A 21,491-nucleotide genomic window follows, 5' to 3' on the forward strand; every position below is an offset into this window, starting at 1 on the left:
TAGACAGCTCGCACTTCACTCGGAGGTCTTCGTCATGTCACCACGCCACGCCGTCACCAACGTCCGTGGTCAGTACACCTAGCCCCGCACGTCGGGCGTGACGGGATCGGTGTGTGAAGCTATGGCGGTGAACAGCATTCAGATCGCCGACCAGACGTTCGTCGCCGCCGACGGCGCTCGGGTGGGCGCCGTGGTCGCCGACCCGTCGTCGTGGCGCCGGTGGTGGCCGGACCTGCGGCTGCAGGTCGTCGAGGACCGCGCCGAGAAGGGGATCCGGTGGACGGTCACCGGCGCACTGACCGGCACCATGGAGATCTGGCTCGAGCCGTCGCTGGACGGGGTGGTACTGCACTACTTCCTGCATGCCGAACCGACCGGCGTGGCGGCCTGGCAGCTGGCAAAGTTGAATTTGGCGAAGATGACGCACCGCCGTCGGGTGGCGGGCAAAAAAATGGCCTTCGAGGTCAAACGGACGGCGGAACGGTCGCGTCCGGTCGGCGTTTCTCCGGTAGCTTAACCGGATCAAGGTTCCGCGGTAGGAGTACCGTTTCGCCCCGAAGGCCGGGGTAGTCCTGTACATGCGGGGTACTCGCTTGCGGGAGAGAGGGCATCAGCCAGGTGGCGGAGAAGACGACGCAGACCATCCACATCGACGCCGATCCGGGCACGGTCCTGGAGGTGATCGCCGACATCGATTCGTACCCCGAGTGGATCTCGGAATACAAGGAAGCCGAGGTGCAGGAGCGGGGCGCCGACGGCTACCCGAAGACGGTGCGATTCGTCATGGACGCCGGGGTCATCAAGGACACCATGGTGATGTCGTACAAGTGGCCCAAGGACCGCCAGTCGCTGAGTTGGACACTGGTCTCCAGCTCGCTGTTGCGCTCGCTCGAGGGCTCGTATCGCTTGGCGCCCAAGGGATCCGGCACCGACGTCACCTATGAGCTTTCGGTCGACCTGGCCATCCCGATGATCGGATTGCTCAAGCGAAAGGCCGAGCGGCGCCTGACCGACACCGCGTTGAAGGATCTAAAGAAACGAGTCGAGGCTGAGTGAGTCCAGCGCCACCCCGGCCCGGATCAGCCTGTTCGTTGGGAAGGGCGGGGTAGGAAAGTCCACCCTGGCAGCTGCCACCGCGGTCGGCGACGCGGGCACGGGGCAGCGGGTGCTGGTGGTGTCGACCGATCAGGCGCACTCGCTGGGCGACGTGCTCGGTGTCCCCGTCCCGCCCAGTGGCGAGGGCGAGCTGGTGCGGGTGCTCGCCGATGACGCGGAGGCCGGCGGCGGCTTCCTCGACGCGCTGGCGCTGGACACCCTGGCACTGCTGGAGGCCCGGTGGCACGACGTGGTCAGCACGTTGGACGGCCGGTTTCCCGACTCCGAGTTGAGCACCATTGCGCCCCAAGAGCTTTCGGCGTTGCCGGGCGTCCAGGAAGTGCTGGGCCTCTACGCGGTCGGGCAGCTGGCGGCCTCGGGGCGCTGGGATCGCATCGTCGTCGACTGCGCCTCGACCGCGGATGCGTTGCGCATGCTTACCCTGCCTGCCACCTTCGGGCTCTACGTGGAACGCGCGTGGCCACGGCATCGCCGGCTGTCCATCGCCGCCGACGACGCCCGCTCGGGCGCAATGGTCGAGCTGCTGGAGCGCATCAGCGCCAGCGTCGATCGCCTCAGCGAGTTGCTGACCGACGGGGAGCTCGTCACCGCGCATCTGGTGCTCACCCCCGAGCGGGTGGTGGCGGCCGAGGCGGTGCGCACGCTGGGTTCGCTGGCGCTGATGGGGGTGCGGGTCGAGGAGCTGATCGTCAACCAGGTCCTGACCGAGGACGAGTCCTACGAGTACCGCAACCTGCCCGAGCACCCGGCGTTCTATTGGTACGCCGAGCGCATCGCCGAACAACGCGTCGTGCTCGACGAGCTCGACGCCACCATCGGCGACGTGGCGCTGGTGCTGACCCCGCACCTTTCCGGCGAGCCGATCGGCCCCAAGGCCCTGGGTGCGCTGCTCGACAGTGCCCGTCGACGCGGCGGAGCGGCGCCGCCGGGGCCGCTGCGGCCCGTCGTGGACCTCGAATCCGGGTCGGGGCTTGGGTCGATATACCGTATGCGGCTAACGTTGCCCCAACTTGATCCCGGAGGGCTTTCGTTGGGCCGAGTCGATGACGACCTGATCATCAGCGCTGGAGGGTTGCGGCGCAGGGTTCGGTTGGCGTCGGTGCTGCGGCGTTGCACGGTGCTCGACGCGCATCTGCGGGGCGGTGAGCTGACTGTTCGTTTTCGACCGGATCCGGAGGTGTGGCCTAAGTGAGTGGGGCTCATTCCGAAGTCGGTCCTGAGTTGCGCAGGCTCGCCCAGGCGATCCTGGACGGGATCGACCCGGCGGTGCGAACGGCGGCGGCGTTGACGGCGGGCGCCGGCGTCGGGACCGGCAAGTGCCAGCAGGTGTGGTGCCCGGTGTGCGCGCTGGCCGCGTTGGCGACCGGTGAGCAGCACCCGTTGCTCACCGTGATCGCCGACCACAGCATCGCCCTGCTGGAGGTGATCCGCGGGATCGTCAACGACGTCAACGACATCGACCGTTCGCCGACGCCGCCACCCGACGGGTCGCCCGGCGGCCCCGGCGCGGAGCCCCCCGACGGTGACGGCACCGTCAAGACCCGATACCAGCCCATCCCGGTCACCGTCGAGGAGTGACCCGCCCGCGGACAAGGTGGTCCCTTGCGCCGGGGATCGGTACAGTTGGCCAGAACACTGCGGGTGGCGGGAGCGAGAGGGAGGGCCATGTGGTACTGGCTATTCAAGTACATCCTGCTGGGCCCGCTGCTGTCCCTGCTTGGCCGACCGAAAGTTGAAGGGCTGGAATACGTTCCGACTTCCGGGCCGGCGATCCTGGCGAGTAATCACCTCGCCGTGATGGACAGCTTCTTCCTGCCGCTGGTGGTCCGTCGCCGGATCACCTTCCTGGCGAAGTCCGAATATTTCACCGGCACCGGCCTGAAGGGCTGGTTCAGCCGGTGGTTCTTCACCGCCGTCGGGCAGGTGCCGATCGACCGCACAGACGCCGACGCCGCCCAGGCCGCGCTCAACACCGCCGAGCAGGTGCTGAAGCAGGGCAAGCTGCTGGGCATGTACCCCGAGGGCACCCGCTCGCCCGACGGCCGGCTGTACAAGGGCAAGACCGGGCTGGCGCGGCTCGCGCTGCACACCGGTGTCCCGGTGATCCCGGTGGCGATGATCGGCACCAATGTGGTCAACCCGCCGGGCACCACGATGCTGCGCTTCGGGCGCGTCACGGTCCGGTTCGGCAAACCGATGGACTTCTCCCGGTTCGAGGGAATGGCCGGCAACCGCTTCATCGAGCGGGCCGTCACCGACGAGGTGATCTACGAGCTGATGCGGCTCTCCGGGCAGGAGTACGTCGACATCTACGCGGCCAGCATCAAGGAGCGCAGCAACGGCGACGAACCGACCGGCGAGGCGGCGCGCATCCCCGAGACGGCCGTCGGCTAGCTCGCGGCTGACACCGGCGTCAGCGGGCGCGTCGCCGAATCCCGCGACGTCGCCCGCGCGGTGACCGTCAACCCGGCCACGACGATGACCGCCAGCGCCCACCACACGTAGGACGCCCCGACGAGTTGGCGCCACCAGTTGGCGGTGGTCTCGTGGTGCTTGGGCAGCAGGTCGATCGGCGTCCACCTCATCAGCGCCACCCCGACGGCGCTGAGCACGCCCAGCGCGACGTTGCGGCGCCGCCAGGCCAGCACCGCGGTCACCAGCACCGTCGGCAGCGCCCAGACCCAGTGGTGCGACCACGACACCGGGGAAACCACCAACCCGAACAGCGCGACGCAGATCACCGCCATGGTCGGCTCGCCGGCCCGCAGCACCCGCCGCATCGCCCAGATCGTCGCCGCCAGCACCAGCAGGCACGCGGCGACCCATAGCGGGAACCGCTCGTGCTCGTCGAGCCCCAGCCGGGCCAGGGTGCCCGCGATGTTTTGGTCGGTGTTCAGCGCGGCCTCACCGATCCGGTCGGTGTGGTGGACGGTGCGGGTCCAGTACTCCCACGAATCGCTCCAGGCCAGCGCGAAGCCCAGCAGGGTCATCGCCACGAACGACGCCATGGCGGTCAGGGCCGCGCGGTTGTCGCGGCGCAGCAGGAAGTAGAGCAGGAAAACCGCCGGGGTGAGTTTCAGCGCGATGCCCAGGCCCAGCAGCACTCCGCGCGGCCACGGCGTGCGGCGCGGCACGCAGTCGGCAATCACCAATGTCATCAGCACGACGTTGATCTGGCCGAACGCGAAATTGGAAACCACTGGCTCCAGCCAGGTGGCCGCCGCGGCTGTGATGAGCACCGCCAACCACAGCCTCCGCAGCCACGCCGGGCCGCCCAGCACGGCCGAGGTGCTCCAGACGTCCAGGCCGGTCAGCAGGATCGTGGTCGAGACGATCAGCAGCACCAGCGTCAACACCGTGATCGCCACGCTGGCTGCCGGCATGTGCAGCCAGGAGAACGGGCAAAACACGATGGCGGCCAGCGGGGGATAGGTGAACGGCAGATTCAGCCCGATCGGTGTGTGGAACTTCACGTCGCCGCGGTAGAGGGGATGGTTGTCCAGCCAGGCCTGCCCGCCCATCTGGTAGACGTCGATGTCGATGCGGTACGGGGTGTGCCCGAACAGGTCCAAGGCCACGTAATACATCGCCGCGGCCGCGACCAGCCAAGCCAGGCACCACAGCAGTACCCGCCCGGGGCCACGTTCCGTTACGAAGCCCGCGCCGGGCGCCCGCCATCTACTCATGTCGAAAACAGCGTAATGGGTGCGGGGCCCGGCAACGTGTCGCAGCGCGGCTCCCGCGTTGCCCGGAGCTGCAGGCGTACGTTTCTAGAGTGCTGCACTGGTTCGTGTTCGGGGTGGCCCACTGGTTCGCGCACGACATCATCGACCGTGGCCGGCTGCCGTTGCTGTGCTGCCTGGTCGCGTTCATCCTGACCTTTTTCGTCACGCGGACGTGCGTGCGGGTGATCCGCCACCGCGCCCAAACCGGTCGTCCGGCGCGGTGGTGGCAACCGCGCAATGTCCATATCGGGGAAGTGCACATCCACCACGTGGCGTTCGGGGTGGTTCTGGTGATGCTCTCCGGGTTGACGTTGGTGACCCTGTCCGTCAGCGGGCAGGAAACCGAATTCACGTTGGCGGCAACCCTTTTCGGGATCGGCGCCGCGCTGGTTCTCGACGAGTACGCGTTGATCCTGCACCTGTCCGACGTCTACTGGGAAGAGGACGGCCGCACGTCGGTGGACGCGGTGTTCGCGGCGGTGGCGGTGGCCGGGCTGTTGATGATGGGCCTGCACCCGCTGATGTTCTTCCTTCCGTTCTGGCACGGCGCCGACGCGGTGGTGCTGCGCGCCGGGGTGGCCGGTGAGCTGGTGTTCACGCTGCCCCTGGCCGTGGTGGTGGTGCTGAAGGGCAAGGTGTGGACCGGTTTGCTGGGCATGTTCATCGTCGTGCTGCTGGTCATCGGTGCGATCCGGTTGTCGCGTCCGCACGCCCCGTGGGCCCGGTGGCGCTACACCACCCAGCCGGACAAGATGCGGCGCGCCCTGCAGCGGGAACGGCGGCTGCGCCGCCCCGTGGTGCGGGTCAAGCTGTGGGTGCAGTGCGCAATCGCGGGGACCCCGCGGCTGCCCGACAAGCGCCTGGTCGACGCCACGCTCGACCACGACGTGCACGCCGCACCGCCGCCGACGGGGCCCATCCTGATCAGCCGATAGTTTCCGCCGGGGCTTGTCCTAGGCTTTCGCGGGTGCGGTACTTCTACGACACCGAATTCATCGAGGACGGCCGCACCATCGAGCTGATCTCCATCGGGGTGGTCGCCGAGGACGGCCGCGAGTACTACGCCGTGTCCACCGAATTCGATCCCGAGCGCGCCGGCAGCTGGGTGCGCGCCAACGTGCTGCCCAAGCTGCCGCCCCCGTCGTCGCAGTTGTGGCGCTCGCGCAAGCAGATCCGCCAGGACCTGGAGGAGTTCTTCGGCGTGGGCGGGACCGAGCCGATCGAACTGTGGGCCTGGGTGGGCGCCTACGACCACGTGGCGTTGTGCCAGCTATGGGGCGCGATGCCCGCGCTGCCCCAGGCGATACCCCGCTTCACCAGGGAAGTGCGGCAGCTGTGGGAGGAGCGGGGATCCCCCCGGATGCCGCCGCGGCCGCGGGACGCCCACGACGCCCTGGTCGATGCCCGCGATCAGCTCCGCCGATTCCGGCTGATCACCTCCGGCGAGGGCGCGGGGGGACGTTCGCCCTGATCAGTCGTGATCAGGCACTGTTCGGACCCGGTTACCATGGACCGATGAACTGGACCGTCGACATACCGATCGACCAGCTGCCGCCGCTGCCGCCGCTCTCGACCGAGCTGCGTACGCGGCTGGACGCCGCGCTGGCCAAGCCGGCCGCCCAGCAGCCCAGCTGGGACGCGGAACAGGCCGCCGCGATGCGCACGGTCCTCGAGAGCGTGCCGCCGGTGACGGTGCCGTCCGAGATCGTGCGGCTGCAGGACCAGCTGGCCCAGGTCGCGCGGGGCGAGGCGTTCCTGCTGCAGGGCGGCGACTGCGCCGAGACCTTCGTCGACAACACCGAACCCCACATCCGCGGCAACATCCGCACCCTGCTGCAGATGGCCGTCGTGCTGACCTACGGCGCCAGCATGCCGGTGGTCAAGGTGGCCCGCATCGCCGGCCAGTACGCCAAGCCCCGGTCGGCCGACATCGACGCGCTGGGCCTGAGGTCCTACCGCGGCGACATGATCAACGGCTTCGCCCCGGACGCCGCCGCGCGCGAGCACGACCCGTCACGGCTGGTGCGCGCCTACGCCAACGCCAGCGCGGCGATGAACCTGGTGCGGGCGCTGACGTCGTCGGGGCTGGCGTCGCTGCACCTGGTGCATGACTGGAACCGCGAATTCGTCCGGACCTCGCCGGCCGGCGCGCGGTACGAGGCGCTGGCCAGCGAGATCGACCGGGGCCTGAAGTTCATGAGCGCCTGCGGGGTCGCCGACCGCAACCTGCAGACCGCCGAAATCTACGCCAGCCATGAGGCTTTGGTGCTCGACTACGAGCGGGCGATGCTGCGCCTGTCCGACGTCGAGGGCGGCGAGCCGCAGCTGTATGACCTGTCGGCGCATACCGTGTGGATCGGCGAACGGACCCGCCAACTCGACGGCGCGCACATCGCGTTCGCCGAGGTGATCGCCAACCCGATCGGTGTCAAGATCGGCCCGACGATGACCCCCGAGCTGGCCGTCGAATACGTGGAGCGCCTCGACCCGCACAACAAGCCGGGACGGCTGACGCTGGTGAGCAGGCTGGGCAACAACAAGGTGCGCGACCTGCTGCCGCCGATCGTCGAGAAGGTGCAGGCCGCCGGGCACCAGGTGATCTGGCAGTGCGACCCGATGCACGGCAACACGCACGAGTCGTCCAACGGCTACAAGACCCGCCATTTCGACCGCATCGTGGACGAGGTGCAGGGGTTCTTCGAGGTGCACCGCGCGTTGGGCACCCATCCCGGCGGCATCCACGTCGAGATCACCGGCGAGAACGTCACCGAGTGTTTGGGTGGGGCGCAAGACATTTCGGACACCGACCTGGTGGGGCGCTACGAGACCGCCTGTGACCCGCGGCTGAACACCCAGCAGTCGCTGGAGTTGGCGTTCCTCGTCGCCGAGATGCTGCGCGACTAGTCCCCCGCGGGGGGCTCCAGCGCGTCCACCCACTCGCTGACTGTCGCGACGTACGTTCGCGGGTCGGCGCCGTGCATGGCGTGGGGCATTTCAGGAAAGGTGCGCAGGGTGAAGGAGTTCCCTGCGCCTTCGATCAGCTTGCGGGCGTGCTGGACCTGCCGATCGGAAATCGCTCCCAGCAGGTTGCCGGTCTCGGGATCCTCGAAGTGGAAGTGGTGGGTGAAAAGAACCGGCACCTTGACGTGGCTCAGCATGGACTCGTGGTCGCAGTTGAGCGCGACCCGACCGGAGAAGAACGCATCGCCCCATTCGGGGTCGTATTCGCGGAGGTTTTGCGGTGGTTCGGCCGAACTGTCGGGCGCGTCAGCGCCGGCCTGCAGCTGCCGAAGCCATTCGGGCAATTCGCGGGCCATGGCGGCCTGCAAGCCGGCGTAGTCGCCGATGGACCATTGCGGGCCCAACCATTTGTGCCACAGCCGGAAGATCGCCCCGATACATTGCCGGATCGATTGCCCGACAGCCGGATTGGTTTCCGAGGTAAACAGCGGTGGGTCTTCGTAGACGGCCGCGCGGACCTGACCCGGCGCGGCGAAGGCCGACAACCATGCCGCGATCACCCCACCGGATGACAACCCACTGACCACCACCGGCCGGCCGATGACGCGGTCGATGAACCGGACCAGGTCACCACCGAAAAGGTCCAGGCTGTATCGGCCCGGCGTCCAGGTGGAGCGCCCCTGCCCGCGCAAGTCGACGGCATATACCTGGTACCGATCGGCCAAGAGCTTCATCGCCTTTTCGTAACCCCACCAGGATTCGCTCTGACCCGGTATGAGCAGCAGGGCGGGGTTGTCGGGCGAACCGGCGACCGCATAGTTCATCCGGATCTCACCGAGGTCCACCAGGTGTTCCGGGTAGTCGTGCTCGACGAAGATCTCCGGATGGTCGCTGTATTCGAGATAGGCCACGAGGCTTTACTCCTTGGGTGCCGTTCGCCGTTACCTAGAGCAGTCCGCTGAGGTTGCTGCCGATCGTCCAGGCCACGGTGGCGACCAGCCCGGTGAACGCGATCACGACGGCCACCCACACCAGCACCATTCGCCGCGCGTGCTGGCGGGCCCAGACGAACTCGCTCATCGCGATGCCCGCGAATTCGCCTGCGACCGGCTGGTATTCGTTCTCCTGGTCATCGGGTTGGCGGGGGAGCTGCCGGGTGGGGTTGCGGACCGGTGCCGCGGCCGGCGGGCGTGATTGCGGGGCGACGGACGGGCGCTGGGTCATCCGGCTTCGGTGCAGCGCCGCCGACCGATGCTGGGCGGAGTTGCTTGGCGCGGGCACCCGGAAGTCCGGCAGCGCGAGTTCTTCGGCGATCGCCGCGAGGTCGGCGCCCATCTCGATGGCGTCGGCGTAGCGATCGGCGGGGTCGCGCGCAGTCGCCCGTGCCACCAATTCGTCGAATTGCACTGGCACGCCGTCGATTGCGGTGCTGGGTGGCGGCACGTCGGCGTCCAGGCGCCGGTAGGCAATCGACAACGCCGAGTCGCCGGTGAACGGCGTGCGCCCGGTCAGCAGCTCGTAGGTGAGGATCCCGGCGGAGTAGACGTCGCTGCGGGGCCCGGCGTTGCCGTCGCGCACCTGCTCGGGCGACAGGTAGGCGGCGGTGCCGAGAATGACGCTGGTGGAGGTGATTCCGGCGGCGGCGACGGCGCGGACCAGCCCGAAGTCGGCGATCTTGACGTCGCCGTCGTCGGAGATCAGGACGTTCTCGGGCTTGACGTCACGGTGCACCAGGCCGGCGCGGTGCGCGGCGGCCAGGCCGCCCAGCACCGGGCGAAGCACCGCCGCCACGGCGTGCGGCGGCATCGGCCCGCGCTCGGCCAGCAGCTCGCGCAGCGTCCCGCCCTCGATGAGCTCCATCACCAAAAACGGATGCCGGGCGTCCATGCCCTGGTCATAGACCGCGACCAGGCCCGGATTTTTCAGGCGGGCGACCGTGCGCGCCTCGAGCTGGAAGCGGGTCAGGAACTGGTCGTCGCCGGCGTAGCGCGAGTCCATCACCTTGACCGCGACCGGGCGGTCCAGTCGGACGTCGAGGCCGCGGTACACCGTCGAGGTGCCGCCGCTGGCAATCCTGGACTCGACCAGGTAGCGGCCGTCCAGCAGCGTGCCCTCCAAGGGGTCGCGGATCCCGGCTTCGCTCACCGGGCCATCGTAGGTGCGGGTCGCGAAAACCTGGGTCCAAGGCGCTAAGCAGGGCCTACACTGGCGCCGTGAGCAGTATTCCGGCCGGCGACGACGTCCTGGATCCCGACGAGCCGACCTACGATCTGCCGGGGGTGGCCGAGGTGCTCGGCGTACCGGTCAGCAAGGTGGCCCAGCAGCTGCGCGAGGGCCACCTGGTCGCGGTCAAGCGCGGCGGCGGTGTGGTGGTGCCTCAGGTGTTCTTCACCAAGTCCGGTGAGGTGGTCAAGAGCCTGCCCGGGCTGCTGACGATCCTGCACGACGGCGGCTATCACGAGACGGAGATCGTGCGCTGGCTGTTCACCCCCGATCCGTCGCTGACGATCACGCGCGACGGCAGCCGCGATGCCGTCACGAACGCCCGGCCCGTCGACGCCCTGCATTGCCACCAGGCGCGCGAAGTGGTGCGGCGCGCGCAGGCTATGGCGTACTAGTAGCCGATTCCGGCGCCCGGTACAGCGCGTACCAGGCGGCCAGCGCGCAGGCGGTGGCCAGCGAGAAATGCAGCCACGAGTACATGCCGTGCGACCCGTCGGGTTTGAAGATCACCATCACCCAGGTCGACAGGCCGGCGATGGTCGCGACCGCCCGCCGCGACTGGGCCAGCGGGGCCGCCACCGCCAGGGGCCAGGAGTAGTACCAAGGCAGTGCGGCCGGGACGAACAAGACCACGATCAGCATCGACCACGCGATCCCGGCCAGCGCGGCGCGGTCGTCGCGGCGGAACCGCCACCACAACAGCGGCAGCGACACCGCGATGATCGCGATGCCGATGAACCGGGTGATTCGCAGCGTGGCGTAGAAGTCGACCGGGAAAAAGCCGCTGCCCAGAGCGTGGATCAGGTTGGCGACCGCGGTGGGCACGGTCAGCCAGTTGATGATCTTCACCGACCCCGCCAGCGCGGTCAGCCATCCCAGCCCGACGCCGGCCGCCGCGGACAGGATCGCGAACACGACGGCGAAAACCGCGAGAGACATCGCGGTGGCCGCCAGAAACGCCGGCACCGCCCGATATCCCCGCCGGTCGCGGAGATGCCGCATCCACACCCACACCATGAAGGGCAACGAGATTCCGGCGGTGGCTTTGACCGCGATCGCCGCCGTGATCAGCACGACGCCCAGGACGTGGCGACCCTGCAAGGTGAGCGCGATGCCGGCGGCCATCAGGCCGACCATCAGCATCTCGTTGTGCACGCCGCCCATCAGATGGATGAGCACGAGAGGGTTGAGCACGCAGATCCATAGCGCCAGCGCGCCGTTGGTGCCCAGATGATGGGCGAGCCGGGGAGTGGCCCAGATCAGCAGCGCCAAGCCGGGCAGCATACACAGGCGCAGCAGCATCGTCCCGGCGATCACGTGGTTGCCCACCACCATCGTGACCAGCTTGGCGATCAGGATGAATGCCGGCCCATAGGGCGCCGTGGTGATCGTCCAGATCGGACTCACGTTGTCCAGCAAGGGGTTTGGATTGGCGACCGGGCCGACGGCGTAGGGGTCGAAGCCGTCGCGCAGCAGCGCGCCCTGCGCCAGGTAGGAGTAGGTGTCGCGGCTGAAGACGGGCACCGACAACAGCAGCGGCGCCAGCCAGAAGGCGGTGGTCGCCCGCATGGTGAACTCGGTGGCGTGCCCGCCCAGCGCGCGCCGGCCCAGCACCACCCACGCGATCAGCATGAGGCCCACGCCCGTCCACAACACGATCGAGGACAGCACCAGTCCGTGGCCGAAGCGCAACCAGGACAGGTGCAGCGCCTCCAGCAGCGGGTCCTGCGGTTTGGTGCTGCCGGCGCCCAGCCCGCCCAGGGTGATCAGCACCGAGCCTAGGAAGCCCAGCTTCGCCGGCCCGGCCTGTGGCGTGGCGGCGAACGCGACAAGCCGCGAAAGATGCTGCGCGACAGGTTGTTTGGCGGCCGTGGCCTGGGCGGGACTCGTCATCGGCTCAGGCGGACCGATTCGTGGCCATCCTGGCGAGCTCGGCCAGCCCCGCCTTGGCCGCCGCATTGATGGGGGCAGCCGCGAGCGTGGCCAGCGCTCGTTCGGTCAGCGCGGCGATGCGTTGCTCCGCCGCGGCCAGCGCGCCCACCGACTCGATGACGTCGCGCAGTTCGGCAACCTGCGCATCGGTGAGCTGCGCACCGATCGAGCCGCGTAACCGGTTGGCCGCCAAGGGGTCCGACTTGTCCGCCAGCTCCACCGCCTCGGCCAGCAGCACGGTTCGCTTGCCGGACCTCAGGTCGTCGCCGGACGGCTTGCCCGTCACCGCGGGGTCGCCGAACACGCCCAGTACGTCGTCGCGCAGCTGGAACGCGACGCCGATGTCGGTCCCGAATTCTTTGAAGGCTGCCTGCACTTCGGGCTGGTCGGCGGCGGCGGCCACGCCCAGCTGCAGCGGCCGCGCCACCGTGTAGCAGGCGGTCTTGAAGGTGTCGACGTTCATCGCCGACGCGATCGACTCGGCGCCGCTGTTCTCGGCGACGATGTCGAGGTATTGCCCGCCCAGCACCTCGGTGCGGATGTCGGCCCACACCCGCTGGACCCGGCCGCGCGCGTCGGGCGCCAGTGTGGCCCCGAAGACGATGTCGTCGGCCCAGGCCAGCGCGAGGTCGCCGAGCAGGATGGCCGCCGACGTCCCGAACTGCTCGGGTGAGCCGCGCCAGCCCCGGTCGCGGTGCAGCGCGGCGAAGCGCACGTGCGCGGTCGGCTTGCCGCGGCGGGTGGAGGAGGCGTCGATCACGTCGTCGTGCACCAGCGCGCAGGCGTGCAGCAGTTCGAGCGCGGAAAACAGCAGCAACACTTCGGGTTCGGGCTCCCCGCTTGCCACCGACCGCCAGCCCCAGTAGGCGAACGCGGGCCGCAGCCGCTTGCCCCCGTTGAGCACGAAGTCCTCCAGGGCGGCGACCAGGACGTCGTAGTCGGCGCCGATGTAGGCCGTCCGCTCGCGCCGGTCGCGCAGGTACCGCCGGAGTTGCTCGGTGATCGCGCCGGTCAACTCGCCGGTTGCCGCTGCCTCTGAAGCATTCAGGCTCAGCGCGGCGCCCCTTTCTGCTCGGCCTGTCCCTGGGCCGACAGTGTATGTCGCTTCCGGGACCCCAGTTGCTTCGACTGCCTCACTATTCCGCCCCTATGCTGGCGATCTGGGAAGCAAGTCGTCTGGTGGATCTGATCGATAGGAGCCGCGTGACCCTCAACACCATCGCGCTCGAGTTGGTGCCCCCCAACGTCGAAGACGGTAAGGAACGGGCCCTCGAAGACGCGCGAAAAGTGGTGCGGTATTCGGGTGAATTCGGCCTCGACGGCCGGATCCGGCACGTGATGATTCCCGGGATGATCGCCGAGGACGACGATCGGCCCGTCGCCATGAAGCAGAAGCTCGACGTCCTGGACTTCTGGTCGATCATCAAACCCGAATTGCCGGGCCTCCAGGGCCTGTGCACCCAGGTGACCGCGTTCATGGACGAGGTGTCGCTGCGCGGCCGGCTGACCGACCTGTGCGCCGCCGGCATGGAGGGCGTCGTCTTCGTCGGCGTCCCGCGCACCATGAACGACGGCGAGGGCTCCGGCGTCGCGCCGACCGATGCCCTGTCGATCTACCGCGACCTGGTGACCAACCGCGGCGTGATCGTGATCCCCACCCGCGAGGGCGAGCAGGGCCGGCTGAACTTCAAGTGCAACCAGGGCGCGACGTACGGCATGACCCAGCTGCTGTACTCCGACGCCATCGTCGGCTTTTTGACCGATTTCGCCAACAACACCGATCACCGGCCCGAGCTCCTGCTGTCCTTCGGATTCGTTCCAAAGGTGGAGAGCCGCGTCGGCCTGATCAACTGGCTGATTCAGGACCCGGGCAACGCCGCGGTGGCGCGCGAGCAGGAGTTCGTCCAACGGTTGGCCGGCAGCGAACCGGACCAAAAGCGCCGGCTGATGGTCGACCTGTACAAGCGCGTGATCGACGGGGTCGCCGAGCTCGGCTTTCCGCTGAGCATCCACTTTGAGGCGACCTACGGGGTTTCCGGGCCCGCGTTCCAGACCTTCGCGGAGATGCTCGACTACTGGTCGCCCTAGGCTGCCCACGGGCGACCCGCAGCGCCCGGCGAAATACGCCGCGCTTGCGATCGCCCTAGCTGGGCGGCTGGTCGCGCGGCGCGGTGAGCCGCGGCGAGCGGTCGCGGCTCATCCAGGCCAGCACCGCCACCACCCCGGCCGCCGCGAAGGACGCGATGCCCAGCCACACACCCGCGCCGGTGAAGTTGCGGGTGTTCGGGTCGGTGTAGCGGGCGTTGGCGCTCATGGTGGTCACTACGCCCGGTTTGAGCTTCCACGACACCACGTCGGACTCAACGCGATCGCCGTTGGTTGACGTCACGACGCCGGGGAAGGCGACCGTCAGCTCGACGTCGGCGTCGTTGTCGGTCACCGAAGTCAGGTCGGCCCGGCCCTCGAGGATCACCAGGTTGCCGTTGCGGCGCAGCGACAGGTTCACTCCTTGGGCGTCGGAGTTCATGTTCGCCAGCTGCGGCAACTCGGCGAAGGTCAGATCGGAGAACACCGCCTGCGAGCCCACGTAGCCGTCGCTGTCGTAGTTCGACACCGCCACCTTCTGGCCGAACGGCAGGTTATTGGTGTCGAGCTGCGGGCCGGTGTCCTTAGGTGTCTTCGGCTTGGCCGCCGCGATGATCTCGCCGGACACCAGGTCGTCGGGCGAGACGGTGAGCGACGCCCGGACCCGCAGGCACCCGCTCGCCAGGGGCACGATCAACAGCAGCATCGCGATGGCCAGGGCGCGGCGCCGCCGGGGCGTGAAGCCGCGGGGCCGAACCGGGGCGGGGCTGGCGTGCACGAGGTCATCGTGCCAGATCCGGCGCGTCGGGTGTGGCGCCCCGGGCGGTGTCGCTACAGCGGAAGGGTGCGGCCCAGGATCGCGAACGCCCGTGGGTCCCCGGCGAAGTGGTAGCGGCGGATGACGTCGGTGAAACCCAGCCGCCGGTACAGCCGCCAGGCCCGGTTCGGTTCCCCGTTGATTTCCGGGGTGGAGAGCAGGACGTTCTCCTCGGAGCGCCCGGCCAGCAGCCGGCGGGCCAGCGCCTCGCCCAGGCCGCGGCCCTGAGCGCGGGGGTGGATGTGCAGCTCGGTCAGCTCGAAGTAACTGTTCATCAGCCGCGCGATCTCCTGGGGCGGCGAGCCGCCGCGTTGCAGGCCCAAGACCACCTGCTGCTGCCACCACTGCCCGGGCGCCCCGGGGTACCCGTAGGCCACGCCGAGCAGCGGGGCGTCGCTCAGTTCGGCGGCCGACGGCGGCTGGGCGCCGGGACCCTCGGGCGCCTCGGCCTCGACGGCGGCCACCCCTTGCCAGCCGTGCCGGCGGATGTGTTCGAGCCACATGGCGGCGCGCTGGTTCTCGGTGCCCCGCGGGTATCGCATCGCTTCGACGTAGACGCCGAGGGCGTCGGACAGGCGGCGCTCCATATCGCTCGGCGGCAGATCGATGAGGAATATCGCCAACTCGCGGTGTCCTCCTCATCGGTGGCTTCAGGTGTGAGTTCGGTCCCGTGGCGCTGTCGCCATTATCCGACCCCCGCGGCCCGGCGCGCCCGGCGGCTGTGGGTAGCAGCGGGGCGAAACGAGCCGGTTTGGCAAGCGGGTTGCGGCGCACCGTCGTTGCGAGGTCGACCGGCGCGCGAACCCGCCCAGGATAGAATCGCTGCCGAACCAGTGGTACGCCACAGATTGACCTCGTATCATTTGTGGTAGTTGCCCTTAACGGGCATCCGCGTGCTATCGATAGTTACGTGCCAAACTGTCGGCAAGGAGGGACGAATGCCACTCTCCGATCATGAACAGCGGATGCTCGATCAGATCGAGAGCGCCCTCTACGCGGAGGACCCTAAATTCGCGTCGAGCGTCCGTGGCGGAGGGTTGCGCGCGCCGACCGCGCGGCGGCGCCTGCAGGGCGCGGCGCTGTTCGTCATCGGCCTGGCGATGTTGGTCTCCGGGGTGGCGTTCAAAGCCACGATGATCGGAAGCTTCCCAATTCTGAGCGTCTTTGGCTTCATCGTGATGTTCGGCGGCGTGGTCTATGCGATCACCGGTCCACGGCTGGCGGGCAGGCCGGACCGTTCCGGATCGGCGCCCGGATCGGCGCGCCAGCGGCGCAACAAGAGCGGCGGCTCGTTCACCAGCCGCATGGAGGATCGCTTCCGCCGGCGCTTCGACGAGTAGCCGGCACAGCGCTTAGTAAGAGGTAGCCATCACGGCTACCTCTTTTTTGCGCTCGAGCGAGCGATGCGCGGTGCGTAGTTCATTTCGTCTCCCAATCGAGCCCAAATCGAGCCCGGCACGCGCGATACGCCCCACCCGGCCCCACCGGAAAGCCCCACTGCGCCCCACCCGGCGATTTCACGACCCTGAAGTGCGGTTTTCCGGCCCGACGACAGGGCCGCAATGCGATGTCCGGAGCCGTCGGCCAGCGGCCGGACCCCGCATGGTGGCGGAAGAGCGGGAAAACTCGGCCACGACACTCTAGAAATGGGGCGAAGTGGGGGATGGTGGGGTATGGTGGCTGAAGCGTTTGGGTGAGGCGAGAGCCGGGTCTCCACGGGAGGTGAGCTGGTGTTTCTCGGCACCTACACGCCCAAGCTTGACGACAAGGGGCGGCTGACGTTGCCCGCCAAGTTCCGCGACACGTTGGCAGGGGGGTTGATGGTCACCAAGAGCCAGGACCACAGCCTCGCGGTCTACCCGCGGACGGAATTCGAGGCGCTGGCGCGCCGGGCCAGCAAGACCTCACGCAGCAACCCCGAAGCCCGAGCCTTCCTGCGCAATCTCGCCGCCGGCACCGACGAGCAGCATCCCGATGCGCAGGGCCGCATCACCCTGTCGGCCGACCACCGCCGCTACGCGAACCTGACCAAGGACTGCGTGGTGATCGGGGCGGTCGACTACCTCGAGATCTGGGATGCGCAGGCCTGGCACGACTACCAGCAGACCCACGAAGAGAACTTCTCCGCGGCCAGCGATGAAGCACTCGGCGACATTATCTGAGGCGCGTGCCCGTGCATCGTGGCCTCTGCCCGAACCGACCCTGGCGTACTTCCCCAACGCCAGGTTCGTATCTTCGGACAGAGACCTGGGTGCAAGGGCGGCCCTTCGGGCCGACGGGGCTGCAAGGGCGGCCCTCCGGAGAGGCGTTGCGGTGGCTGAGAATTCGGACGACTTCGGGCATGTGCCCGTCCTGCTGGATCGCTGCGTCGAGCTGCTCACCCCCGCACTGACGCGCCGGCACCCCGACGGCAGCGGAGCGGTCCTCCTCGACGCCACGCTGGGCGCCGGCGGTCACGCCGAGCGATTCCTGACCGACCTGCCCGGCCTGCGGCTGATCGGGCTCGACCGCGATCCCAGCGCCCTCGACATCGCCCGAGGCCGACTGGGCCGGTTCGCCGACCGGGTCACCCTGGTGCACGCCCGATACGACGACCTCGCCGACGCGCTGGCCGAATCCGGCTGTGCCGCAGCCGAATCCGTCGACGGGATGCTGTTCGACCTCGGCGTGTCCTCCATGCAGCTCGACCGCGCCGAACGGGGCTTCGCCTACGCCCAGGACGCGCCGCTGGACATGCGGATGGACCCGTCGTCACCGTTGACCGCGGCCGACATCGTCAACACCTACGACGAGGCCTCGCTGGCGGACATCCTGCACCGCTACGGCGAGGAGCGTTTCGCCCGCCGCATCGCCAAGCAGATCGTCGCCCGGCGCGCCCGCGCCCCGTTCACCTCGACCGCGGAGTTGGTAGAGCTGCTGTACCAAGCGATTCCGGCGCCCGCCCGGCGCACCGGCGGGCATCCGGCCAAGCGGACGTTCCAGGCGCTGCGGATCGCCGTCAACGACGAACTGACCTCGTTGCGCGACGCTCTCCCCGCCGCGCTGGACGCGTTGACGGTCGACGGCCGCATCGCGGTGATGGCCTACCAATCGCTGGAGGACCGGATCGTCAAGCGCGTGTTCGCCGACGCGGTCGCGTCGCGCACGCCGGTGGATCTTCCGTTCGAACTTCCCGGCCACGAGCCGAGATTCCGGTCGTTGACGCGCGGCGCCGAACGCGCGGACGCCGCCGAGGTCGAACGCAATCCGCGCAGCGCCGCGGTGCGCCTACGGGCGGTGCAACGGCTGGGGACAGACGGGCAATCACGGCAGGCTAGCGGGAAAGGCGGCTGATGAAGGTAAAGCGCGAGACGCCCAAGCGGCGGGGCGGACGCGACGGATCCGCCCGCAAAGGCCGGCGCGCCGCGGCCGACTCGCCGTCGGCTCGCCGCACCCGGCCCGGGAGCGCCTCGGCCAATGCCCGCGAGGGTCGGACGCATCACTCCGGGCCGCAAACCAGCCCGATCGCCCGGCCGGTCGAGCGGTCGGGCCGGCCCAAGAATGCGAGCCAGGCCAAGGCGCGGGCCAAGGCACGAAAAGCTAAGGCGCCCAAGGCTATCCGGCCTCGGTTGACCGAACGGCTGGCCACCCGGCTGGCGTCGATCGACCTGCGGCCGCGGACGCTGGCGAGCAAGGTTCCGTTCGTCGTGCTGATCATCGGCGCGCTCGGCCTGGGGCTGGGCCTGACGCTGTGGTTGTCCACCGACTCGGCCGAGCGTTCCTATCAGTTGAGCCACGCCCGCGAGAAGAACCGGATGCTGCAGCAGCAGAAGGAGTCGCTGGAACGTGATGTGCGCGAGGCGGAATCCGCACCCGCGCTGGCCGAAGCGGCCCGCAAACAGGGCATGATCCCGACGAGGGACACCGCGCACCTGGTCCAGGACCCGACCGGTAACTGGGTGGTCGTCGGCAGCCCGAAGCCCGCCGACGGCGTTCCGCCGCCGCCGCTGAACAGCAAGATCTCCGACGCGCCCCCACCGGTCCCACCGCCTCCGCCGCTTCCGCCGGAGGTCCCGGTCCGGGTGATGCCGGCGCCCGGGGCGCCACCGGTGCCGGCGCGGTCGGGACCTGAGGCGCTGTTGCGGGCCCCAGACGGCTCGTCGACCGTGGGCGGCCAGCACCTGCCCGCGCAGCTGCCCGTCGGGCCGCTGCCGGGGATGCCGGGCGGCCCCGCAATCGGGCACTTCCAGGGTGTGGTGCCGGTGCTGCCGACGCCGGGACTGCCGTCCCCGGCGGGCCCGGCACAGCCTCCGGTGCCCGCCGAGGTCTCGATTCCCATGGGCGGCCTGCCGATCCCGGCCCCCGCACCGGTGCCCGCTCCGCTGCCCGCGGAGGTGCCGGTTCCGGTGCGGCCGGCAATGCCCGGTCCGGCCGCGCAAACCCCTCAGGCCCCGCAACCTGGCGCGCCGGCTAACGGCCAACAGTTCGGGCCGCCCACCGCCGCGACGCCGGGTGGCGCCCGGTGAGCCGCGGCGAGGACAGGCGGGCACGCCGGTCGCCGTCGGTGCGGCCGACGCGCCGGCCCCGTAAACCGCAGGAGCCCAAGGACCTCCGGCAACCGAAGAATCCCCGTAAAGCCAAGCAGGCCAAGCAAACCCGTCCGGCCGAGGCGGCGGGCGTCGGACACTCGGCGCGCGAGCGGCGCACCCGCCAGATCGTGGAGGTGGGGACGCGCGGCGCGTCGTTCGTCTTCCGGCATCGGGCCGGCAACATCGTGATCGTGCTGCTGATGGCGGTCGCCGCGGCGCAGCTGTTCGTCCTGCAGGTCACCGACGCCCCGAAGCTGCGCGCCCAGGCGGCCGGACAGCTGAAGGTCACCGACGTGGAGAAGGCGGTCCGCGGCAGCATCGTGGACCGCAACAACCAACAGCTGGCCTTCACCATCGAGTCCCGCGCATTGACGTTCCAGCCCAAGCGGATTCACCAGCAGCTGGAAGAGGCGAAGAAGAAGAACCCCGCCGCCCCCGACCCGCAGGAGCGGCTGCGCGACATGGCCAAAGAGGTCTCCACCCGGCTGAACAACAAGCCGGACTACGCGACCGTGCTGAAGAAACTGCAAAGCAACGAAAACTTCGTGTACCTTGCGCGCGCCGTCGACCCCGCCGTCGCCAGCGCCATCTCGGACAAGTTTCCCGAGGTCGGTTCCGAACGCCAGGATCTGCGCCAGTATCCGGGCGGGTCGCTGGCGGCCAACATCGTCGGCGGCATCGACTGGGACGGCCATGGGCTGCTCGGGCTGGAGGACTCGCTGGATTCCGTCCTTTCCGGCACCGACGGCTCGGTCACCTATGACCGCGGATCCGACGGCGTCGTCATCCCGGGCAGTTACCGCAACCGGCACCGGGCCGTCAACGGTTCGACCGTCCAGCTGACCCTCGACGACGACATCCAGTTCTACGTCCAGCAGCAGGTCCAGCAGGCAAAGAATTTGTCTGGGGCGCACAACGTTTCGGCGGTCGTCCTGGACTCGAAGACGGGCGAGGTGCTGGCGATGGCCAACGACAACACCTTCGATCCCTCCCAGGACATCGGAAAGCAGGGCGACCGGCAGCTGGGCAACCTGGCGGTGTCCTCGCCCTTCGAACCGGGATCGGTGAACAAGGTGATCACCGCGTCGTCGGTCATCGAGTACGGCCTGTCCAACCCCGACGAGGTGTTGCACGTGCCCGGCTCGATCCAGATGGGCGGGGTCAGCATCCACGACGCCTGGGACCACGGCGTGATGCCCTACACCACCACCGGCGTGTTCGGAAAGTCGTCGAACGTCGGCACTTTGATGCTGGCGCAGCGCGTCGGCCCCGAACGCTTCTACGACATGGTCCGCAAGTTCGGGCTGGGCCAGCGCACCAACGTCGGGCTGCCCGGTGAGAGCGCGGGCCTGGTGCCGCCCATCGACCAGTGGTCGGGCAGCACCTTCTCGAACCTGCCTATCGGCCAAGGGCTTTCGATGACCCTGCTGCAGATGACCGACATGTACCAGACGATCGCCAACGACGGGCTGCGGGTCCCGCCGCGGATCATCAAGGCCACCATCGCACCCGACGGCACCCGGACCGAAGAACCGCACCCGGACGGTGTCCGGGTGGTGTCGCCGCAGACCGCGCAGACCGTTCGCGGCATGCTGCGCGCCGTCGTGCAAAGCGACCCGATGGGCTACCAGCAGGGCACCGGGCCGTCGGCCGCAGTGTCCGGCTATCAGATGGCCGGCAAGACCGGGACCGCCCAGCAGATCAACCCGGGCTGCGGCTGCTACTTCGACGACGTCTACTGGATCACCTTCGCCGGCATGGCCACCGTCGACAATCCCCGCTACATCATCGGCATCATGATGGACAACCCGCAGCGCAACGCGGACGGCACGCCCGGGCACTCGGCGGCCCCGCTGTTCCACAACATCGCGGGCTGGCTGATGCAACGCGAGAACGTGCCGCTGTCACCCGATCCGGGGCCGCCGCTCACCCTGCAGGCCACGTAGGTGATCGCAAGGGCAACCGGAGTGAACGCAGGGCGGAATCCGGGTCCGAATCACGCCCTCGGCGCAGACTGAAGGCCCCCAACGCACACTCAATTGACGAGCCCACCCGGTCGGCCGC

At 69.0% G+C, this 21,491-nt stretch carries 22 protein-coding genes; 15 read left to right on the forward strand and 7 right to left on the reverse strand.

Annotation, left to right across the window (positions count from 1 at the left end; genetic code table 11):
* Window positions 1–127 precede the first annotated feature (127 nt).
* The 5 genes from AWB92_RS12095 to AWB92_RS12115 all read left to right on the forward strand — a co-directional run bounded on the left by AWB92_RS12095 (window position 128) and on the right by AWB92_RS12115 (window position 3,510).
* Window positions 128–517 (forward strand): polyketide cyclase / dehydrase and lipid transport, encoded by a 390-nt coding sequence (locus AWB92_RS12095; protein ID WP_142282060.1) that lies wholly within the window; start codon window positions 128–130, stop codon window positions 515–517.
* Window positions 518–618: 101 nt separating this feature from the next.
* A complete protein-coding gene (locus tag AWB92_RS12100; protein WP_068184891.1) occupies window positions 619–1,056 on the forward strand; it encodes an SRPBCC family protein in 438 nt (145 codons plus the stop codon).
* Entirely contained in the window at window positions 1,049–2,308 is a 1,260-nt protein-coding gene (locus AWB92_RS12105) for an ArsA family ATPase (RefSeq protein WP_193376473.1), read from the forward strand. The genes AWB92_RS12100 and AWB92_RS12105 overlap by 8 nt, the downstream gene beginning before the upstream one ends.
* Window positions 2,305–2,694 (forward strand): hypothetical protein, encoded by a 390-nt coding sequence (locus AWB92_RS12110; protein ID WP_085185845.1) that lies wholly within the window; start codon window positions 2,305–2,307, stop codon window positions 2,692–2,694. The genes AWB92_RS12105 and AWB92_RS12110 overlap by 4 nt, the downstream gene beginning before the upstream one ends.
* Before the next feature lie 87 nt (window positions 2,695–2,781).
* Entirely contained in the window at window positions 2,782–3,510 is a 729-nt protein-coding gene (locus AWB92_RS12115) for a lysophospholipid acyltransferase family protein (protein ID WP_068184901.1), read from the forward strand.
* Here the strand turns inward: AWB92_RS12115 and AWB92_RS12120 are convergent.
* Complete coding sequence (locus AWB92_RS12120) at window positions 3,507–4,802, reverse strand: glycosyltransferase 87 family protein (protein ID WP_085185847.1); 1,296 nt, start codon at window positions 4,800–4,802, stop codon at window positions 3,507–3,509. The genes AWB92_RS12115 and AWB92_RS12120 overlap by 4 nt on opposite strands.
* Window positions 4,803–4,915: 113 nt before the next feature.
* Between AWB92_RS12120 and AWB92_RS12125 the strand changes: the two genes are divergently transcribed.
* The 3 genes from AWB92_RS12125 to AWB92_RS12135 are packed head-to-tail and all read left to right on the forward strand — an operon-like array spanning window position 4,916 to window position 7,745.
* Complete coding sequence (locus AWB92_RS12125; protein WP_173817409.1) at window positions 4,916–5,776, forward strand: hypothetical protein; 861 nt, start codon at window positions 4,916–4,918, stop codon at window positions 5,774–5,776.
* Window positions 5,777–5,808: 32 nt separating this feature from the next.
* Entirely contained in the window at window positions 5,809–6,312 is a 504-nt protein-coding gene (locus AWB92_RS12130) for a polyadenylate-specific 3'-exoribonuclease AS (RefSeq protein WP_085185851.1), read from the forward strand.
* Window positions 6,313–6,356: 44 nt separating this feature from the next.
* The gene (locus tag AWB92_RS12135) at window positions 6,357–7,745 is read left to right on the forward strand and encodes a 3-deoxy-7-phosphoheptulonate synthase class II (RefSeq protein ID WP_068184911.1); all 1,389 of its coding nucleotides are present in this window, start codon (window positions 6,357–6,359) and stop codon (window positions 7,743–7,745) included.
* On the opposite strand, the gene AWB92_RS12140 is transcribed toward AWB92_RS12135, so the two are convergent.
* Entirely contained in the window at window positions 7,742–8,713 is a 972-nt protein-coding gene (locus AWB92_RS12140) for an alpha/beta hydrolase (RefSeq protein ID WP_241523436.1), read from the reverse strand. The genes AWB92_RS12135 and AWB92_RS12140 overlap by 4 nt on opposite strands.
* 34 nt (window positions 8,714–8,747) lie before the next feature.
* On the reverse strand, window positions 8,748–9,947 hold the full coding sequence (locus AWB92_RS12145; RefSeq protein ID WP_142282061.1) for a protein kinase: 1,200 nt from the start codon (window positions 9,945–9,947) through the stop codon (window positions 8,748–8,750).
* Window positions 9,948–10,015: 68 nt separating this feature from the next.
* Between AWB92_RS12145 and AWB92_RS12150 the strand changes: the two genes are divergently transcribed.
* Window positions 10,016–10,420, forward strand: coding sequence for an Rv2175c family DNA-binding protein (locus AWB92_RS12150; RefSeq protein WP_068109517.1), 405 nt, complete (start codon window positions 10,016–10,018; stop codon window positions 10,418–10,420).
* On the opposite strand, the gene AWB92_RS12155 is transcribed toward AWB92_RS12150, so the two are convergent.
* Window positions 10,407–11,918, reverse strand: a complete 1,512-nt coding sequence (locus tag AWB92_RS12155) for an alpha-(1->6)-mannopyranosyltransferase A (RefSeq protein ID WP_085185853.1) — start codon at window positions 11,916–11,918, stop codon at window positions 10,407–10,409. The genes AWB92_RS12150 and AWB92_RS12155 overlap by 14 nt on opposite strands.
* 4 nt (window positions 11,919–11,922) lie before the next feature.
* Entirely contained in the window at window positions 11,923–12,972 is a 1,050-nt protein-coding gene (gene idsA2 / locus AWB92_RS12160) for a bifunctional (2E,6E)-farnesyl/geranyl diphosphate synthase (protein WP_085185855.1), read from the reverse strand.
* Window positions 12,973–13,160: 188 nt separating this feature from the next.
* Here idsA2 and AWB92_RS12165 point away from each other — a divergent pair, with 188 nt between their 5' ends.
* A complete protein-coding gene (locus AWB92_RS12165) occupies window positions 13,161–14,045 on the forward strand; it encodes a mycobacterial-type methylenetetrahydrofolate reductase (RefSeq protein WP_085186104.1) in 885 nt (294 codons plus the stop codon).
* Between the two features lie 55 nt (window positions 14,046–14,100).
* Here the strand turns inward: AWB92_RS12165 and AWB92_RS12170 are convergent, their stop codons facing one another.
* Together AWB92_RS12170 and AWB92_RS12175 are read right to left on the reverse strand one after the other, a co-directional pair.
* The gene (locus tag AWB92_RS12170) at window positions 14,101–14,748 is read right to left on the reverse strand and encodes a DUF3153 domain-containing protein (RefSeq protein WP_068108890.1); all 648 of its coding nucleotides are present in this window, start codon (window positions 14,746–14,748) and stop codon (window positions 14,101–14,103) included.
* 125 nt (window positions 14,749–14,873) lie between these two features.
* Window positions 14,874–15,482 (reverse strand): N-acetyltransferase, encoded by a 609-nt coding sequence (locus AWB92_RS12175; RefSeq protein ID WP_085185857.1) that lies wholly within the window; start codon window positions 15,480–15,482, stop codon window positions 14,874–14,876.
* 315 nt (window positions 15,483–15,797) lie between these two features.
* Between AWB92_RS12175 and AWB92_RS12180 the strand changes: the two genes are divergently transcribed.
* From AWB92_RS12180 to AWB92_RS12200, 5 genes are all read left to right on the forward strand, one after another.
* Window positions 15,798–16,199, forward strand: a complete 402-nt coding sequence (locus AWB92_RS12180; RefSeq protein ID WP_068126470.1) for a DUF3040 domain-containing protein — start codon at window positions 15,798–15,800, stop codon at window positions 16,197–16,199.
* A 390-nt stretch (window positions 16,200–16,589) separates the two neighbouring features.
* Entirely contained in the window at window positions 16,590–17,021 is a 432-nt protein-coding gene (mraZ, locus tag AWB92_RS12185; protein ID WP_067159148.1) for a division/cell wall cluster transcriptional repressor MraZ, read from the forward strand.
* The gene (gene rsmH, locus AWB92_RS12190) at window positions 16,996–18,192 is read left to right on the forward strand and encodes a 16S rRNA (cytosine(1402)-N(4))-methyltransferase RsmH (RefSeq protein WP_142282062.1); all 1,197 of its coding nucleotides are present in this window, start codon (window positions 16,996–16,998) and stop codon (window positions 18,190–18,192) included. The genes mraZ and rsmH overlap by 26 nt, the downstream gene beginning before the upstream one ends.
* Complete coding sequence (locus tag AWB92_RS12195) at window positions 18,192–19,364, forward strand: hypothetical protein (RefSeq protein ID WP_085185861.1); 1,173 nt, start codon at window positions 18,192–18,194, stop codon at window positions 19,362–19,364. The genes rsmH and AWB92_RS12195 overlap by 1 nt, the downstream gene beginning before the upstream one ends.
* A complete protein-coding gene (locus tag AWB92_RS12200; protein WP_142282063.1) occupies window positions 19,361–21,373 on the forward strand; it encodes a penicillin-binding protein 2 in 2,013 nt (670 codons plus the stop codon). The genes AWB92_RS12195 and AWB92_RS12200 overlap by 4 nt, the downstream gene beginning before the upstream one ends.
* Window positions 21,374–21,491: the final 118 nt, after the last annotated feature.

The organism is Mycobacterium sp. IEC1808 (genome assembly GCF_002101935.1).
Classification (GTDB): domain Bacteria; phylum Actinomycetota; class Actinomycetes; order Mycobacteriales; family Mycobacteriaceae; genus Mycobacterium.

Excerpts from the sequence above, each read along its gene's own strand:
- AWB92_RS12155 (WP_085185853.1), bottom strand. The coding sequence starts at position 11,918 with ATGACGAGTCCCGCCCAGGCCACGGCCGCCAAACAACCTGTCGCGCAG.
- AWB92_RS12115 (WP_068184901.1), top strand. The coding sequence starts at position 2,782 with ATGTGGTACTGGCTATTCAAGTACATCCTGCTGGGCCCGCTGCTGTCC.
- AWB92_RS12195 (WP_085185861.1), top strand. The coding sequence starts at position 18,192 with ATGAAGGTAAAGCGCGAGACGCCCAAGCGGCGGGGCGGACGCGACGGA.
- AWB92_RS12120 (WP_085185847.1), bottom strand. The coding sequence starts at position 4,802 with ATGAGTAGATGGCGGGCGCCCGGCGCGGGCTTCGTAACGGAACGTGGC.
- rsmH (WP_142282062.1), top strand. The coding sequence starts at position 16,996 with ATGAAGCACTCGGCGACATTATCTGAGGCGCGTGCCCGTGCATCGTGG.
- AWB92_RS12180 (WP_068126470.1), top strand. The coding sequence starts at position 15,798 with ATGCCACTCTCCGATCATGAACAGCGGATGCTCGATCAGATCGAGAGC.
- AWB92_RS12170 (WP_068108890.1), bottom strand. The coding sequence starts at position 14,748 with ATGCTGCTGTTGATCGTGCCCCTGGCGAGCGGGTGCCTGCGGGTCCGG.
- AWB92_RS12135 (WP_068184911.1), top strand. The coding sequence starts at position 6,357 with ATGAACTGGACCGTCGACATACCGATCGACCAGCTGCCGCCGCTGCCG.